Source organism: Pelomonas nitida (assembly GCF_043555975.1).
In the GTDB taxonomy this organism is placed as follows: Bacteria; Pseudomonadota; Gammaproteobacteria; order Burkholderiales; family Burkholderiaceae_C; genus Pelomonas; species Pelomonas nitida.
In genome coordinates, this window is record NZ_JBIGIA010000002.1 from 352,050 (window position 1) to 369,155 (window position 17,106).

The window sequence follows — 17,106 nt, forward strand, 5'->3', positions numbered from 1 at the left end:
CGCCATGCCGACGCCGCTCTCCATCCTCGAAGACGCCACCGAATTCCACGCCCGCCACATCGGGCCGGATGCCGTCGATGAATCCCTGATGTGCGCCGCCGTCGGCGTGGCCAGCCGCACCGCGTTGATCGACGCGGTCGTGCCCCCGTCCATCCGCCGCGCCGAGGGCATGAAGCTGCCCACCCCCATCACCGAGGCTGGCGCGCTGGCCGAACTCAAGGCCATCGCGGGCAAGAACAAGGTCTACAAGAGCTTCATCGGCCAGGGCTACTACGGCGTGCACACGCCGGGCGTCATCCTGCGCAACATCCTCGAGAACCCCGCCTGGTACACGGCTTACACGCCGTACCAGGCGGAGATCTCGCAGGGCCGCATGGAAGCCATCCTGAATTTCCAGACCCTGGTGACCGACCTCACCGGCATGGACATCGCCAACGGCTCCATGCTGGACGAAGCCACGTCCGCTGCCGAGGCCGTCACGCTGGCCAAGCGCGGCGTCAAGAGCAAGAGCAACACGCTCATCGTCGCCAGCGACGTGCACCCGCAAACCATCGAGGTCATCCAGACACGCTGCGCACCGCTGGGCATCGACGTGAAGATCGGCGTGGCGCCCACGCTGATGGCCGAGAACGACTACTTCGCCGTCGTTTGCCAGTACCCCAGCACCACCGGTCTCATCCACGACCTGAAGGCCTTCACTGAAGCAGCCCACGCCAAGCAGGCGGCCTTCATCGTCTGCACCGATCTGCTGGCCCTGACGCTGCTGACCTCGCCCGGCGAGTTCGGCGCCGACATCGTCGTCGGCAACAGCCAGCGCTTTGGCATGCCCATGGGCGCCGGCGGCCCGCACGCGGCCTTCCTGGCCTGCAAGGACGAGTTCAAGCGCTCCATGCCCGGCCGCCTGGTCGGCGTATCGAAAGACGCCCAGGGCCACCCGGCGCTGCGCCTGGCGCTGCAGACGCGCGAGCAGCACATCCGCCGCGAAAAGGCCACGTCCAACATCTGCACGGCGCAGGTGCTGCCGGCCGTCGTCGCCAGCATGTTCGCCGTCTACCACGGCCCGCAAGGCCTCAAGCGCATCGCCGAGCGCGTCGCCACGTACACGGCCATCCTGCACGCCGGCCTGACGCGCATGGGCGTCCAGGTCGTCACGCCGCAAGCCTTCGACACGCTGCTGGTGTCATGCGACGCCGCAGCCGTGATGGCCAAGGCCGTGGCCGCGCAGGCCAACCTGCGCAAGCACGGCGACCAACTGGTGGGCGTGGCCCTGGACGAAACCACCTCGCGCGCCGACATCGAAGCGCTGTGGGCCTGGTTCGCACCGGCCGGCGCCGTGCTGCCCACGGTGGCCGAGTTCGCTGCGGGCGTCGAGAGCCTGATCCCGTCGAACCTGCGCCGCAGCAGCGCCTTCCTGACCCACCCGGTCTTCAACACCCATCACAGCGAAACCGAGATGCTGCGCTACATCCGCAGCCTGTCGGACAAGGACCTGGCGCTGGACCGCAGCATGATCCCGCTGGGCTCCTGCACGATGAAGCTCAACGCCACGGCCGAGATGATTCCCATCACCTGGCCGGAGTTCGCCAACCTGCACCCCTTCGCACCGCAGGACCAGCTGGCCGGCTATGCCGAGCTGGACGCGCTGCTGCAGCAGTGGCTGTGCGAGGCCACGGGCTATGCCGGCATCAGCCTGCAGCCCAACGCCGGCTCGCAGGGCGAGTACGCCGGCCTGCTGGCCATCAAGGCCTGGCACGAGTCCCGCGGTGACACCCAGCGCACGGTCTGCCTGATTCCCGAGTCGGCCCACGGCACCAACCCGGCCTCGGCCCAGATGGTGGGCATGCAGGTCGTCGTCACCAAGTGCGACAAGGAAGGCAACATCGACCTGGCCGACCTGAAGGCCAAGTGCGAGCAGCACGCCGAGAAGCTCGCCGCCATCATGATCACCTACCCCTCCACGTACGGCGTGTTCGACACGCACGTGAAGGAGATCTGCGCGATGGTGAAGGCCCACGGCGGCCGCGTCTACGTGGACGGCGCCAACATGAACGCGCTGGTCGGCGTGGCGGCACCCGGCGAGTTCGGCGGCGACGTGAGCCACCTGAACCTGCACAAGACCTTCTGCATCCCGCACGGCGGTGGCGGCCCGGGCGTCGGCCCCGTCTGTGTGGTGAGCGACCTCGTGCCCTTCCTGCCGGCGCACCGCACAGCGGGCCTGGGCAAGGCCAGCAACATCGGCGCCGTGTCTGCGGCCCCGTTGGGCAACGCGGCCGTGCTGCCGATCTCGTGGATGTACATCCGCATGATGGGCGCCGAGGGCCTCAAGAAAGCCACCGAGATGGCCATCCTGAACGCCAACTACGTGGCGGCCCGCCTGAGCGACCACTACGACATCCACTTCAGCGGCGGCATCGACGGCGTCAAGGGTGGCGGCGTGGCCCACGAGTGCATCCTGGACCTGCGCCCGCTGAAGGACAGCTCCGGCATCAGCGCCGAAGACGTGGCCAAGCGCCTCATCGACTACGGCTTCCACGCCCCGACGCTGAGCTTCCCGGTCGCCGGCACGCTGATGGTGGAGCCCACCGAGAGCGAATCGCGCGCCGAGCTGGACCGTTTCATCGACGCGATGATCCAGATCCGCCACGAGATCGCCGAGGTCGAAGCCGGCCAGGTGAGCCGCGAGGACAACCCGCTGGTCAACGCGCCGCACACGGCCATGGTCGTCAGCGCCACCGAGTGGGCCCACGGCTACAGCCGCGAAGTGGCCGCCTTCCCGCTGCCGTCGCTGCGCCGCCAGAAATACTGGTCGCCGGTGGGGCGCGTGGACAACGTCTATGGCGACCGCAACCTGTTCTGCAGCTGCGTGCCCCTGTCCGAGTACGCCGAGTAATGGCGAATGTGCTCGAAGGGAGTGTCTCCGCGAAGCCCTTCGAGCGCCTCGCCAATCACCACCTCGTCTCCTCCTGGTTTGGTTGCTGGCCGAGCTTTCACGATGGCGAAGTCCATCGCATCACCCTTGATCGCACGGGCAATCTGGCGCCCTCGCTAGAGCTTGACCTTCGGGGCTGGTTACTGACCAAGTCAGGCAGCGGCGAACTCGTCCAGTCCAAAGTAGCTTTGGTGAGCTTCCGTTTTGAAGGCATCAGCGACCTAAACCTCGAAGGTTTCAACGGGCAGAACGTCATCACGGCTCTTCACGTCACCGAGGTTGAGCGTGGCGCCCAGCTCAATATCGAACTTGAGCACTGCTACCAGTTCGCGTGCAGCTTCAAGGCACAGTCGGGCAAGGTCGTGGCCTTGCGCATAGTTGAACAATCGTAGAAGCACCTCATGGCCGTTTCCGTCTTCGACCTCTTCAAGATCGGCATCGGCCCGAGCAGTTCGCACACCGTGGGCCCGATGCGGGCCGCGCGGCTGTTCGGGCTGCGGCTGCAGCACGACGGGCTGCTGGACCAGACGGTACGCGTGCAGGTCTTCCTCTACGGTTCGCTGGGCGCCACCGGCAAGGGGCATGGCACCGACAAGGCCGTGTTGTTGGGGCTGGCCGGGCATGAGCCCGACACGGTGGACGTCGAGGCCATTCCCGCGCTGCTGGTGGCCATCCGCACCGGCAGCCTGAATCTGGTAGGCCAGCGCCAGATCGCCTTCGACGAAGCCAAGGACCTCGTCTTCAAGCGCCGCGAGACGCTGCCCTTCCACGCCAATGGCATGCGCTGTGTCGCGGTCGACGCGGACGGCGCCGAGATCGCCAGCCGCATCTACTACTCGGTGGGCGGCGGCTTCATCGTCAGCGACGAGGTGGCGGCCGACGGCAGCAAGCAAAAGGCCATCGCGCCGGACACCACGGTCCTGCCCTACCCCTTCAAGACCGGCGACGAGCTGCTGGCGCTCACCAAGAAGTTCGGCCTGTCGATCGCCGAGGTCATGCGCCGCAACGAGGCGCACTGGCGCCCTGACGACGAGACCCGCGCCGGCCTGCTGAAAATCTGGGCCGTCATGCAGGCCTGCGTGCAGCGCGGCTGCCGCACCGAAGGCATCCTGCCCGGCGGCTTCAAGGTCAAGCGCCGCGCGCCCGGCCTGCATGCCAGCCTGGTCGCCAATCCTGAAGCCGCCCTGCGCGACCCGCTGCAGGTGATGGACTGGGTCAACCTCTACGCGCTGGCCGTCAACGAGGAGAACGCCGCCGGTGGCCGCGTCGTGACCGCGCCGACGAATGGCGCGGCCGGCATCGTGCCGGCCGTGCTGCACTACTACCACCGCTTCGTCCACGGCAGCAACGACGACGGCGTCATCGACTTCCTGCTCACCGCCGCCGCCATCGGCATCCTCTACAAGGAAAACGCCTCCATCAGCGGCGCCGAGGTGGGCTGCCAGGGCGAGGTGGGCGTGGCCTGCTCGATGGCCGCCGGCGCGCTGTGCGCCGTCATGGGCGGCACGCCGGAGCAGGTCGAGAACGCCGCCGAGATCGGCATGGAGCACCACCTGGGCCTGACCTGCGATCCCGTAGGCGGCCTCGTGCAGATCCCCTGCATCGAGCGCAACGCGATCGCGTCGGTCAAGGCCATCAACGCGGCGCGCATGGCGCTGCGCGGCGACGGCACGCACTTCGTCAGCCTGGACAAGGTCATCAAGACCATGCGCGACACCGGCGCCGACATGATGACCAAGTACAAGGAAACGGCGCGCGGCGGCCTGGCGGTCAACATCGTCGAATGCTGAGACCGCACGGCTGACCGATGTGCCTCGCCGCGTTCGCGCTGAACGTCCATCCGGCCTACCCGCTGGTCATGGCGGCCAACCGCGACGAATCCTTCGCCCGCGCGGCCGCGCCGATGGCCTGGTGGCATGACGATGCCGACATCCTCGCCGGCCGTGACCTGAGCGCGGGCGGCACCTGGTTCGGCCTCACGCGCCAGGGGCGCCTGGCGCTGCTGACCAATGTGCGCGAGCCCGGCCGGCAAAACCCGACCGCGCCGACCCGCGGCACGCTGGTGCTGCGCTGGCTGCACAGCCACGACGAGGCCGCCGCCTTCGCACAGGCGCTGCCGGCGGGCTTCAACGGCTTCAACCTGGTCACGGCCGACATGTCGCGCGGCCAGTGGCACTGGATCAGCAACCGGGCGTCGGCCACGCCGGTGGCGCTCGGCGCCGGCATCCACACGCTGTCCAACGCCGCGCTCGACACCCCGTGGCCCAAGACCACGGGCCTGCGCACGGCCATGGCCGACGCGCTGATGCAGGCCACGGGCACGCGCGACCTGACGCAGCGACTGCTGGCCGCGCTGGCCGACGACCGCCCCGCTGCCGACGCCGACCTGCCCGACACCGGCGTGGGCCTCACGCGCGAGCGCCAGCTGTCGCCCCGCTTCATCCGCATCCCGGCCGACGACGCGCCCGCGCGAGCCGTCTACGGCACCCGCTGCGCCACGGTGCTGATCCGGCAGGCCGACGGCACCACCCATGTCGTCGAGCGCAGCGTCGATGCCGATGGCCACTGGATGGCGCCGGTCACGCACCGGCTGCCCGCCTGGCCACCGGCCTGAACGTCTGCGGGGACACACGGCGCGCCAGCCGTCCATCCCCGATAGCGTTCGCCGGCCTGCCCACCGGCGTGGCCCACAATGCGCCCCGCAGTGACCACCGCCTCCCGCCGCCGCCGCCCCTCGCCCCCCGACAACCGCCTGCTGCAGCGCTGCCTGCTGCTGGCCGTGCTGCTGCACGTCTGGCTGGTGCTGGTGTTCGGCAGCGCCTCGGGCACCGCCGCACCCGGCCAGGGCGTGTGGGGCAGCCTGTCGGTCAAGCTGGTGGGGCGCAGCGGCAGCGACGCGCTGGCGCCGCCCGGCAACACCCCGGCCACCGGGCCGGCGCGCAGCAGCACGTCGTCCACTCCCGGTGCGGCCACCGTGGGCCGCTGGAACCCGAAGGAGGTGCCGGCCGACGCCGCGCGCACCGATGAGCTGTCCCCCGCGCCTGCCAACACGGCGACGCTGTCTCTGCCCGACGGCTTCCGGCCCATCGAGCACCAGGACCTCAGCCCCGCGCCGCGCAGCACCCCCGGCGCGCTGCCCACGCCAGACCTGCCGGCCGCCGCGCTGAACCGCCTGGAAGCCCCGACCGATGCACCGCTGACGCGACTGTCCCGCGCCGAGGACCTGCGCAGCGCCCCCCGGCCGGCGCCCGAAGCGCCCACCGCCGCCAACGATCTACCCGCACCGGTCAGCCGACTGGAAGCGACAGCCGCGCCGGCCGCCACCTCGCTGCCCCGCGCGGCCGATTTGCGCACGCCACCGCCCACCACGGCCGCGCTGCCCAACGCCGACCTGCCCGCCGCGGTGCGCCGGCTGGAGGCCGCTGCTGCCGACCGCCCCAGCGCCACCTTGCCGCGCGCCGCCGACTTGCGCACCCCACCGCCCACCACGGCCGCCCTGCCCAACGCCGAGCTGCCCGTCGCGGTGCGCCGGCTGGAGGCCGCCGCTGCCGACCGGCCCAGCGCCACCTTGCCGCGCGCCGCCGACCTGCGCGCCACGCCGCTGACCTCGGCCGCCCTGCCCACGGCCGACCTGCCCGCTGCGGTGCGCCGACTGGAAGCCGCCGCCGCCGACCGCCCCAGCGCCACTTTGCCGCGCGCTGCCGACCTGCGCGCCACGCCGCTGACGGCCGCGCTGCCCAGTACCGATCTGCCCGCGCCGGTCCATCGCCTGGAGGCACCAGCCGCCCGCGCGCCCAGCAGCCTGCCGCGGGCCGCCGACCTGCGCACGTCAGCCGTCACGGCCGCGCCGCTGCCGGCCTCCGAGTTGCCCGCGCAAGTGCGCCGCCTCGAAGCGCCGTCCACCACCCCGACGGCACGCCTTCGCCCGAGCGACCTGCGGCCGGCACCGAGCAACGCCGCACCGCTTGCAGCACCCGCACCACTGCCGGCGCCCGTGCAGCGCCTGGAAGCCGCCGCCGACAGCCCTGCCAAGCCGGTCAGTCGCGCCAGCGAACTGCGCGTGCAGCCGGCCACCGCAGCGCAGGACGCCGCGCTGCAGGCCGGCGCGCCGGCGCTGCCCACGGCCGTGCGCCGGCTGGAGGCGCCCGACAACGCCAGCACCGTCGCGCCGCTGAAGCCGTCGACCGCCGTGCGCCCCGCCACACCGTCAGCGCAAAGCGCCCGCGTGTCGGAGCTGTCGGACTTGTCCAGTGCGCTGCCCGCCCAGGTCGCCCCGCCCGCAGGCCCTGGCCGGGGCGACCCCACGGCCAACCCCTATGCCGCGCCCAAGGCCTCGGCCGGTTCGCCCGACGCCGGCCTGCGCGTGGGCGCCGACCTGCCCACCCCGGCCGTGCCTGGCCCGGCCGCCAGTGCGTCGGGGCGCACGCCGCTGAACCTGTCGCTGCCGCGCGGCGACATGTCCGCACGCCGCAGCCCCGGCCTCATCGACCTGGTGCCGCCGCCGCCCGAGCGCAAGTCCAAGATCGAACAGTCCGTCGAGAACGCCACGAAGAAGGACTGCCGCAAGTCCTACGACAACATGGGGCTGCTGGCCGTCGTGCCGCTGGCCGTCGACGCGGCCCGGGGCAAGGGCTGCGGCTGGTAGCCCGGGCGGCTAGGAGGCTGTCGGGCTTTGGACCTGGAGCGCGTTGGGCCTGCAAGGGGGCTCAGCCGAGGCGCAAAGCGCAGCTGGACTCGATGTCCAGCGAGCATTTGCAACGACGGATCAGCCTCCTTGCAGGCCCAACCCGAGGGGCCGGGGCGATTTGCGGGGCAATTCGGCGTTGCCGACTCGTTGTGGGGGACTATCCCACGCCTCGTCGGCGCCTTGCCTTGCCCCGCAACTCGCCCCGGCGCGCTCCAGGCCCAAAGCCCGACAGCCTCCTAGGTTCAGAACCCGCCTCAGAAGCCACCGCTGAGCACCACCTTGCCGCACATGCGGCCCGCCTCCACCAGCGCATGCGCCCGACGCAGGTTGGCGGCATCGATGGGCTGCAGCCGCTCGGTCACCGTGCTGCGCAGCCGGCCCTCGTCCACCAACGTCGCCACGCGCGCGAGCAGCCGCCCCTGCTCGGCAATATCGGGCGTGCCGAACAGCGGCCGCGTGAACATCAGCTCCCAGTGCAGCGACAAGGCCTTGCGCTTGAGCAGCATGATGTCGACGGGCCCGCTGAGGTCGTCGATCAGGCCCAGCCGGCCCTGCGGCGCGGCGGCGTCGATGAGGTCGGCCCAGTGCTGCTCGGTGTGCGTCAGGCTGGCGATGTACTCGACTTCCGGCACGCCGGCCGCCACCAGTTGCGGCCGCATCGGCTGGCCGTGGTCGATGACGGCGTGGGCGCCCAGCTCGCGCACCCAGGCCTGGCTCTCCGGCCGGCTGGCCGTGCCGATGACGCGCAGGGACGTCAGCTGGCGGGCCAGCTGCACGAGGATGGAACCCACGCCCCCGGCCGCGCCCACCACCAGCAGCGTCTGCCCCTGCCCACCGCCTTGCGGCACGCCCAGCCGGTCGAAGAGCAGCTCCCACGCGGTGATGGCCGTCAGCGGCAGCGACGCGGCGTCGGCATCCCCCAGGCTGGTGGGCGCGCGGGCCACGATGCGGTGGTCCACCGCGTGCAGCTCTGCATTCGTGCCGGGCCGGTTGATGGCGCCGGCGTAATAGACACGGTCGCCCACGGCGAAGCCCGTCACGGCCTCGCCCAGCGCCTCCACGGTGCCCACGGCATCCCAGCCCAGCACCTCGGGCTGGCCGGGCTGCGGCGCGCGGTTGCGGCGCACCTTGGTGTCCACGGGGTTGACCGACACCGCGGCAACACGCACCAGCAGATCCTGCGGGCCGGGCTGGGGCGCCGGCAGGCTCAGGTCGACGAGGGCTTCAGGGTGGTGGATGGCTTGGGACTGCAGGTAGCCGATGGCTTTCATGGGGCGATCCTTGTAGAGAGGTCAACGATGGGCGCCATGGTGTCGCCCATCACTTCAACCAGAAAGCCTAGGATTGCCGAATCAGTTTCATGACATTGATGAAGATGAATCGCTTTTCCCCCGTGCAGCTGTTCATCGCCGCGGCCGAGGCCGGCAGCTTTTCTGCGGCGGCCCGGCGGCTGGACATCGGGCCGGTGCAGGCCAGCGCGACGATCGCGCGGCTCGAGCGGGAGCTGGGCACACGGTTGTTCGAGCGTTCCACGCGCCGGCTGCGCCTGACCGAGGCCGGCGAGCAATGGCTGCCCCATGCGCGCCAGATGGTGGCGGCCTGGGAGGAGGGCCAGGCGGCGCTCGCCGCCGGCGCGGGCACCGAGCAGCCGCTGTCGGGCCGGCTGCGCATCAGCCTGCCCAGCGACATCGGCCGCCAATGGCTGTGGCGCTGGATCGAGGACTTCGCCGCCGCCGAGCCGGCGCCGGGCCTGCAGCTGGAGCTGCGCCTGAGCGACCGGCTGACCGACCTGGTTCAGGAACCCGTGGACTACGCGGTGCGCTATGGCGAGCCGCCGGACTCAGGCCTCGTCGCGCTGCCGCTGGCCCCGGACAACCGGCGCGTGCTGTGCGCGAGCCCCGCCTATCTCGCCCGCCACGGCTGGCCGCAGGCGCCTGCCGACCTGCGGGGCCATGCGTGCCTGCGCTTCATGCTGGGCGACAGCGTGCACAGCCGCTGGCAGTTTGAGACAGCGGGTGGAGACCCACAGGTGCTGGAGGTGGGCGGCAGCCGCATCGCCGACGACGGCGCCATGGTGCGCGACTGGGCGCTGGCCGGCCTGGGCCTGGCCTACAAGAGCCGCCTGGACGTGGCCGCCGACCTGGCCGCCGGCCGCCTGGTGGCGCTGCTGCCCGGCTGGTTGGGCGAGCCCGCGCCGCTGCACTGGATGTCGGTCGGCCGCCACCGGCTCACGCCGGCCCTGCGCCGCCTGGCCGCCGAGTTGCGCCGCCGCTGCGAGGGGCTGACAGCCACGTGATGCGCGCGGCCACGGCACCGCGAGGACAGACCGGCCCGGCAGGCTGGCCCGGTCTCAAGCGCATCAAAGCCCGCGCAAACGCGGGTCCATGGCGCAAGCCGTGATCACCGATCGCGGCTTGCGCCTCACTCACAAATCACAGGTGGCCGGGGCCCGCCGACTTCGGCACGATGGTGGGCACATCGGCCGCTGGATACGGCGTGGGCAGCGTGCTGGTCGACAGGCCTTTGAACTTGCTCAGCGCCGTCGCATCAGCCGGGAACGCGCTCGTGCCATTCGAAGGCATGGGGTCGGCCACGTTGCCGACACAGGCACGCTTCAGGGCCGCGTTGCAGGCACTCGCGGCTCCACTGGCCGTGCTCGTCAGTGGCGCCATCACATGGGCCGTCACCACCGGCGTCAACGGCCGGGCCACGTTCTCGTAGTAGTTGCCTTCCACCAGCACATAGGTCGTGTCCGAGCCGGCATCCAGGCCATGGCCGTTGGGCGCATGCTGGAAGTAGTTGTTGTACATGTGCAGCTGCATCGCGCCGCTGTCGGTGCCGACGTGCGGCGCACGGCCCCCGAAGTGATGCACCCAGTTGTTGGCCATCGTGATGCTGTCGTTCGCACCGATCATCAGGGCAACCCAGTAATGCGTGCCGTCGCAGCTGGCGGAGTAAGGCGTGCGGCCATCGAACTCGTTCCAGGTCACGCTGACGCGAGACGCCTTGTTCCAGCCCGAGACGATCATCTGCCGGCCGATCAGCGCGAAACGGTTGTGGTCGATCCAGACCCGGTCCACGTTGTCCAGCGTGATGGCGTCACCGCCCCAGACCACCTGCGCATTGATGTCGGAGATGGTGAGGTTGCGGATGATGATGTTGCTCACGCCGCCCACCAGCCGCAGCCCCTTGCCACGGATGGCCGCCGTGCTGCCCAGGCCGATGACGCTCTTGTTGGAGCCCACCAGCAGCGCCGAAGTGCCCGCCTTGTCGTAGGTGATGTTGAAGCTGGACTTGCCATTGCAAGCCCCCAGCGAACCGAGGATGTACTCGCTCTGCCCGGAGGTGCATTGCTTGACGTAGCAGCCCGAAGAAGTCATGGAGCCTTCGCTGCCACGGAAATCGATGGCGCCAGACACCTGGATGATGCGCGGGGTCGTGTCGGTGCAAACGCCGCCCGAGCTCGTGCGGCACAGCTCATAGGCGAGCTGGGCGGGTGTCGTCACGGTGACAACCGCGCCGCCGATGCCGCCGGTGGTGCCGGCACCGAAACCAACGGGCGCCGTGTCGGCCGCCGGTGTCGTGGCCGTGGACCATTGCTGGTTGGCTCCGCCCCAGTACTTCCACTGCACGACGGCAGCGCCGTTGGCGGTGTTCTGGTTCAGCACGTCCAGTGACAGTCCGCTGGACTTGGAGGTGAGGTAGTAGTGCCCTGCACCATCCTCGTTGAACGCCCACTTCTGCCAGTTGCCGCCGCCACAGCCCCATTGCTGCATCACCACGCCACCAGCGGCGGAGGCGCCGGGTACGTCAATGCACAGCCCGCTGCCCACGTTGATCAGTTGGTAGTAGCCCGCACCATCGGAAACGGCTTTCCAGCGCTGGAAATCGGACGTGCTGCACCCCTGGCTCTGCAAGGTAGCACCGGAGGCGCCGGATGACCCTTTCACGCCCAGGCAATTGCCGGACTGAACGCCCTTGAGGGTCACGATCGTCCCGCTGGCCGGGCCGGCAGCATGCGCCGGTGCCGCCAACCACAGCGCGGGGACGATCCATCCCAGCGACGTCAGCGTCTTCAGAAATCTGCTCAAGGGTGCCTCCGTTCGACCATGTTGTGGAGGAGCCCGGCTCCTCGTGTAGCGGCATGGTGCGTCGCTTCAGACGATCCCCTATAAAGAAGCGTAACGATCGCCTGGGAGCGTCGACACCACCCTGAGCATTCACACGACATCTGCACAACCCTCCAGGCGCCCCGCGAGACGAGCTGGGCCAAGCCACTCCCGCTCACCCGCTACGGCGCGACGAACGCGGCAACGTATCGACACGCCAACGTCCTCCGAGCCGGCCGACAACATCTGCTAACCAGATCATCGGCATGACGAGGTGGCGCGTAGCCAGCGAGCCACAGGCCGTTGTGCCACGCGGCATCTGCCGCGGGCCACCGCGGGCATCAACAGGTCCCGTCGCCCATGCCGGCCCGATGCCGTTACAGCTTGGTTGCCCGCATGTCCTCAAATTTCACGACTCGCTGCCGGCGCCGCGTCGCCCGGCCGCCAGGCCCGCCGGAAGATCCGCGCCAAGGAGTCCACCGCCGTGATGCGCCGCCTGTTCACCTTCCTCGCACTGCTGGCCACGGCGCTGGCGCCGCTGGCCCGCGCCAGCGACCTCACCGCGCTGGAAACCCGCTGGCTGCAGGGCGCGTCGCCGGTCGTCTTGCACGCGCGGCAAACGCTGGCACTGCCGCTGGACATCGTCGTGCAGCCGCAGGACGCGCCCGGCGCCGCGCCGCTGGCGCTGGGCTTTGCGGACGGCCGCTGCAAGCTGGTGCTCTCGCTGCGCGGCAACCCCGAGGCGCAGCGGCAGCTCGACGACATTCCCCCCGACCTGACGAGCGCGGCGCTGGAATTGATGGCCGCCCATGAGCTGGGCCACTGCCGCCGCTACCTCGACGGCGCCTGGTATCGCCTGCCCGCCGGCTTCACCGCAGCGCGTGCGCCGGCCACCCTGCCTGCCGACCTGCAGCAGGCCTGGCTGGACATGCGCTCCACACGCCGCGAGGAAGCCTATGGCGACCTCGTCGGGCTGGCCTGGACGCGCGAGCACCACCCCGAGCACTACGGTCGGCTGCATGCTTGGCTGACCGCGCAGCGCTCGGCCGACCTGATCCCCGGCAGCCACCACGACACGCTGGCCTGGCTGGCCCTGGCAGCGGCGCCCGGGTCATTTCAAGCCGGCGGTTCGGTCTTCGAGGCGGCCGAGCAACTCTGGCGGCGCGGCCTGGCGGACTGACGCGCGGCATCGCCGGCCATACTGCGGGCATGCGCAAACCCCCAGCCCCGTCGCGCCCAACCGCCGAAGAGATCGCCGCGATGCCGGCCTATGCGCCCCTGCCCGCAGGCCGCATCCATCTGCTCAAGAGCCCCGAACAGCTCGACGCGGCGGCGAACGCGCTGCGCCAGGCGCGGCATGTGGGCTTCGACACCGAGAGCAAGCCGGTCTTCGTCGCGGGCGCGCCGCAGACCGGGCCTGAGGTCATCCAGTTCGCCACGTTGACGGATGCCTACATCGTTCAGACCGCCACGCCCGGCGTGGGCGAATTCCTGCGCGCCATGATCGAAGGCGAGGACGTCATCAAGGTGGGTTTCGGCCTCGCGTCCGACCGACCGCAGATCCAGCGCCGGCTCGGCCTGCGGCTGGCGGCCGCCATCGATGTCTCCCAGCTCGTGAAGAAGCTGGGCTTCAAGGACGCCGTCGGGCTCAAGGCCGCCGTGGCCATCGTGCTGGGGCAGCGATTCTCGAAGTCGCGCAAGGCCACCACGTCCAACTGGGCCAACGCGACGCTCACGCCGCAGCAGTTGCACTACGCGGCCAACGACGCGCACGCCTCGCTGCGGGTCTACCTGGCGCTGGCCGCAGCGCCAAGCGAGGGCTGAGGCCAGCCGGGCAAGGCGCGCGGCGGCCCGCCACCGGCCAGCCGCCAGCCATCCAGCCAGTCCTGCGCCGGCCACTGCAGCAGGCCTCGCACCACGCAGCCCGCCGCCGCGCCGCTGGCGGCGATCTGCGCCAGCTGGGCCGGGGCCAGCACGCCGCCGATGCCCACCACCGGCGCGGGCGACATCGCGGCCCACCAGGCCAGATTGCCCAGCCCCTGCGCGCGCCAGGGCATGGCCTTGGTGAGCGTGGGCCAGACGGGCCCGCAGGCGATGTAGTCCGGCGCCCAGGCCACGCAGCGCGCCAGCTCCCACAGGCTGTGCGAACTCAGGCCCAGCTGCAGCCCACCTGCGCGGGCGCCGGCCAGTGCCTGGCGGCCGGCTTCGTCCAGCGCCAGCAGGTCTTCCTGGCCGAGATGCACAGCCTCCACGCCCAGCGCCACGGCCGTTTGCCAGTGATCATTGACGACCAACGTTGCGCCGTGGCGCCGGGCCGCCTCGAGTGCCGGCCGGATCTCGGCCGCCAGCCGGGTCTGCCACGGCGCTTCGGCCTCGCCGTCCGCTCGCTTGATGCGCAACTGAACGGTATTCAGCCCGTCGCCGAACAGCGCCGCCGCATGAGCACCGCTGTCGGTGATGCCGTACACGCCCATGAAGGCGCCCGCCGAAGCCGCACGTGCAGGCCAGGCCGCCGGCAGCTCCTCGAACAGCGCCGGCAACAGGCCGGGCTCGGTGATGAAGCCGGCCCGGGGCCGCACCGGCCCGGCGCCCTCGCCGGGCGGCGGCGCGTCGCTCAGCCCGGAGGTGGTCAGCATCTTGGCGAGCACTGCGGCATCGGCCGGCACAAACCCCTTGGCCAGCGCGGCTGCCAGCGCCGTCGCGAAGCAGCAGCCGGTGCCGTGGTGGTTGCGCGCGTCGCGGCGCGGCAGCGCCAGCCAGCCGCTGGCTTGCGGGCTGGCCAGCCAGTCGATCGCCAACGGGCCGCCCTCGTCGCCACCGGTGATGCACACCGTCTCGACGCCCAGCCGGCTTGCCTGCAACGGCGGCTCGCCGTCACCCGCCAGCCGCCCGGCCTCGCGGCGATTGGGCGTGACGACCGTTGCCCGTGGCAGCAACTCGTCGCGGTACGCCTGCAGCAGCTCGTCGCTGGCAAAGCTGGCGCCGGTGGACGCGCGCAGCACGGGGTCGACGACCAGCGCCACGGGGCCGCGCTCGCGCAGGCGGTCCACCCAACGCGTCAGCACGCGCAGCTGCGCCACGCCGCCCAGCAGGCCCGTCTTGATGACGGCGGGCGGCAGGTCGTGCGCCAGTGCGCTGAGCTGGGCGTCCAGCTGCTCGGCGGGCACGGCATGCACCGCCTCGACCGCGACGCTGTTCTGCGCCGTCAGCGCGGCGGCCACGCCGCACAGGTGCACGCCCATGGCGTCGGCGGCGCGCTGGTCGGCGCTCAGCCCGGCGCCTCCGCCGCTGTCCAGCCCGGCAACGCTCCAGATGACGGGCCCGCTCATGGGATCAGGAAGGGCCGGCCGTCGACCGGCGTGCTGGCCACAGCCATGTCCTGCGCCGCCATCACGCCGGCCTCGTAGGCCAGCCGCCCCGCAGAGATCGCCTGGCCGAACGCGGCAGCCATGCGCACCGGGTCGCCCGCCTGGGCCACCGCGGAATTCAGCAGCACACCGTCCAGCCCCATCTCCATGGCCTGCGCCGCATGCGACGGCGCACCGATGCCGGCATCCACGATCAGCGGCACACCGGGCAGCCGCGCCCGCAAGGTGCGCAACGCGAACGGGTTCAGCAAGCCCTGGCCCGAGCCGATCGGCGCGCCCCAGGGCATCAGCACCTCGCAGCCCGCGTCCAGCAGCCGCCGGCACGTGACGAGATCGTCCGTGCAATACGGCAGCACGGCGAAGCCGTCCTTCACCAGCCGCTCGGCGGCCGTGACCAGCTCCCACGGGTCGGGCTGCAGCGTGTAGTCGTCGCCGACGACCTCGAGCTTGATCCAGCGCGTGTCGTACAGCTCCCGGGCCATGTGGGCCAGCGTGATCGCCTCCTGCGCCGTGCGGCAGCCGGCCGTGTTGGGCAGCAACGCGCCGCCAATCTCGCGCAGCGCTTCGCGGATGGCCGCGACGAAGCCGTTGTCGCCCGCCGCCGCCAGCGTGCGCTTGAGGCCCACGGTAAGGACCTGGGCGCCGCTGGCGTGGATGGCCTGGCGCAGCACCTCGGGCGAGGGATAGCCGGCGGTGCCGAGCAGGAAGCGGCTCGTGAGCTCGCGGCCGTAGAGGGTCCAGGTCGTCGGGCGCTGTGAGTGATTCCCGCGCGGCGTCGCGGCGGAAGGAGCGGCTGTGTGGGGTTCGCGCATGGTTCCCTAGCCTCCGGTGATGGGTTGAATGAGGGTGAGCTCGTCGCCGGGCTGGATCAGCGTGACCTCCCGGCGTGCACGCGGCACGAAGGCGCCGTTGAGCGCCGTGGCGACGGCGTCGGCCGCGCGGCCCTGTTCGGCCAGCAACGCCGCAACGCTCAGGCCGTCACGCCAGGGCTGCGGCTCTCGGTTGACGGTGAACTCAGACATGTTGCAGGGCCTGCTCCGCCAGCGCCGGCGCCAGCAGCCAGCCGTGGCGGAACAGGCCGTTGATGCGCAGCAGGCCGGGCTGCGCATCGACACGCGGCCGGTGATCGGGCAGCGCCGGCCGCAGATTGGTCTCCATGTGCACGATGCGCGCCTCGGCCAGCGCCGGCAGCACGCTGTGCGCGGCTGCCATCAGCTCGACGGCGCTGCGCAGGCTGACGGGCGAGCAGTCCTCGCTTTCCACCTCGGAGGCACCGACGACGACGATGTCGCCCGGCCGCGGCACGAGGTAGACGCGGTGGCGCGGGTGCATGAGCCGCGCCGGCCGGCCCAGCGGCACGCCGGGTGCATGCAGCCACAGGATCTCGCCGCGCACGCCGCGCAGCGCGGGCATGTCGGGCTTGGCGCCGAGGCCCCGGGTGTCGATGACAAGGTCGGCGTCCAATCGCCGGCCGTCATCGAGCTCGACGCGATGCGGCTGCACGGTCGCAGCGCGCCGCCCCCACAGCCAGTCCACGCCCGCAGCCTGCCGCGCCAGCGCCACCAGCAACTCACGCGGCAACAGCTGGCCCTCGCCCGGCAGCCGCCAGGCCTTGAGGTCGGGCGCGAGCGCCGGCTCCAGCCGCTGCAAGGCCGCGCGGTCCAGCGGCTCGGGGCCATCGTCCAGCCGCGCCAGCACGCGCTGCGCAGCCCCCAGGTCGGCGCCATGCGCCAACAACAGGCTGCCATCGATCTTCACGAGGCCGGGCTGCTCCAGCGCGTCGGCAATGCCGGGCCACAACGCCAGCGAACGCCAGCCCATCGCGACGACGTCGGCCTCGGCATGCTCCTGCTCGGCCAGCGGGCTCAGCATGCCGGCGGCGCTGAAGCCGGCGGCACCGGCAGCGTCGGGGCCGGTGGCCGGGTCCGCAACCGTCACGCGGTGGCCGGCACGCGCCAGTTGCCAGGCCAGCAGCCGCCCCATGACGCCGGCGCCTGCGATGGCGATGTCCAT

14 protein-coding genes are annotated in these 17,106 nt (G+C 71.3%); 8 read left to right on the plus strand and 6 right to left on the minus strand.

Annotated elements, in window-relative coordinates; all coding sequences use genetic code 11:
- The first annotated feature begins 4 nt into the window (after window positions 1–4).
- From gcvP to ACG00X_RS04060, 5 genes are all read left to right on the plus strand, one after another.
- Window positions 5–2,890, plus strand: coding sequence for an aminomethyl-transferring glycine dehydrogenase (gene gcvP / locus ACG00X_RS04040; protein WP_394486682.1), 2,886 nt, complete (start codon window positions 5–7; stop codon window positions 2,888–2,890).
- A complete protein-coding gene (locus tag ACG00X_RS04045) occupies window positions 2,890–3,321 on the plus strand; it encodes an Imm50 family immunity protein (RefSeq protein WP_394486683.1) in 432 nt (143 codons plus the stop codon). Before gcvP ends, ACG00X_RS04045 begins: the two co-directional genes overlap by 1 nt.
- A 9-nt stretch (window positions 3,322–3,330) precedes the next feature.
- Window positions 3,331–4,719: an L-serine ammonia-lyase gene (locus ACG00X_RS04050; RefSeq protein WP_394486684.1), complete on the plus strand. Its 1,389-nt coding sequence runs from the start codon at window positions 3,331–3,333 to the stop codon at window positions 4,717–4,719.
- 17 nt (window positions 4,720–4,736) lie between these two features.
- Window positions 4,737–5,543 (plus strand): NRDE family protein, encoded by an 807-nt coding sequence (locus ACG00X_RS04055; protein ID WP_394486685.1) that lies wholly within the window; start codon window positions 4,737–4,739, stop codon window positions 5,541–5,543.
- A 90-nt stretch (window positions 5,544–5,633) separates the two neighbouring features.
- Window positions 5,634–7,574, plus strand: a complete 1,941-nt coding sequence (locus ACG00X_RS04060; protein WP_394486686.1) for a serine/threonine-protein kinase — start codon at window positions 5,634–5,636, stop codon at window positions 7,572–7,574.
- Window positions 7,575–7,870: 296 nt separating this feature from the next.
- Here ACG00X_RS04060 and ACG00X_RS04065 read toward each other — a convergent pair whose 3' ends face one another.
- Entirely contained in the window at window positions 7,871–8,887 is a 1,017-nt protein-coding gene (locus ACG00X_RS04065) for a zinc-binding alcohol dehydrogenase family protein (RefSeq protein WP_394486687.1), read from the minus strand.
- Between the two features lie 104 nt (window positions 8,888–8,991).
- On the opposite strand from ACG00X_RS04065, the gene ACG00X_RS04070 reads away from it, so the two are divergent.
- Entirely contained in the window at window positions 8,992–9,912 is a 921-nt protein-coding gene (locus ACG00X_RS04070; RefSeq protein WP_394486688.1) for a LysR family transcriptional regulator, read from the plus strand.
- Between the two features lie 136 nt (window positions 9,913–10,048).
- Here ACG00X_RS04070 and ACG00X_RS04075 read toward each other — a convergent pair whose 3' ends face one another.
- The gene (locus ACG00X_RS04075) at window positions 10,049–11,707 is read right to left on the minus strand and encodes an RICIN domain-containing protein (RefSeq protein WP_394486689.1); all 1,659 of its coding nucleotides are present in this window, start codon (window positions 11,705–11,707) and stop codon (window positions 10,049–10,051) included.
- Window positions 11,708–12,212: 505 nt separating this feature from the next.
- On the opposite strand from ACG00X_RS04075, the gene ACG00X_RS04080 reads away from it, so the two are divergent.
- Entirely contained in the window at window positions 12,213–12,905 is a 693-nt protein-coding gene (locus ACG00X_RS04080) for a hypothetical protein (RefSeq protein WP_394486690.1), read from the plus strand.
- A gap of 29 nt (window positions 12,906–12,934) precedes the next feature.
- Window positions 12,935–13,549, plus strand: a complete 615-nt coding sequence (locus tag ACG00X_RS04085) for a 3'-5' exonuclease (RefSeq protein ID WP_394486691.1) — start codon at window positions 12,935–12,937, stop codon at window positions 13,547–13,549.
- On the opposite strand, the gene ACG00X_RS04090 is transcribed toward ACG00X_RS04085, so the two are convergent.
- The 4 genes from ACG00X_RS04090 to ACG00X_RS04105 are packed head-to-tail and all read right to left on the minus strand — an operon-like array spanning window position 13,513 to window position 17,106.
- The gene (locus tag ACG00X_RS04090) at window positions 13,513–15,054 is read right to left on the minus strand and encodes a bifunctional hydroxymethylpyrimidine kinase/phosphomethylpyrimidine kinase (protein ID WP_394486692.1); all 1,542 of its coding nucleotides are present in this window, start codon (window positions 15,052–15,054) and stop codon (window positions 13,513–13,515) included. The genes ACG00X_RS04085 and ACG00X_RS04090 overlap by 37 nt on opposite strands.
- Window positions 15,051–15,905: a thiazole synthase gene (locus ACG00X_RS04095; protein ID WP_394486693.1), complete on the minus strand. Its 855-nt coding sequence runs from the start codon at window positions 15,903–15,905 to the stop codon at window positions 15,051–15,053. Before ACG00X_RS04095 ends, ACG00X_RS04090 begins: the two co-directional genes overlap by 4 nt.
- Window positions 15,906–15,911: 6 nt before the next feature.
- Window positions 15,912–16,115, minus strand: a complete 204-nt coding sequence (thiS, locus tag ACG00X_RS04100; protein ID WP_394486695.1) for a sulfur carrier protein ThiS — start codon at window positions 16,113–16,115, stop codon at window positions 15,912–15,914.
- Window positions 16,108–17,106, minus strand: coding sequence for an FAD-dependent oxidoreductase (locus ACG00X_RS04105; protein ID WP_394486696.1), 999 nt, complete (start codon window positions 17,104–17,106; stop codon window positions 16,108–16,110). Before ACG00X_RS04105 ends, thiS begins: the two co-directional genes overlap by 8 nt.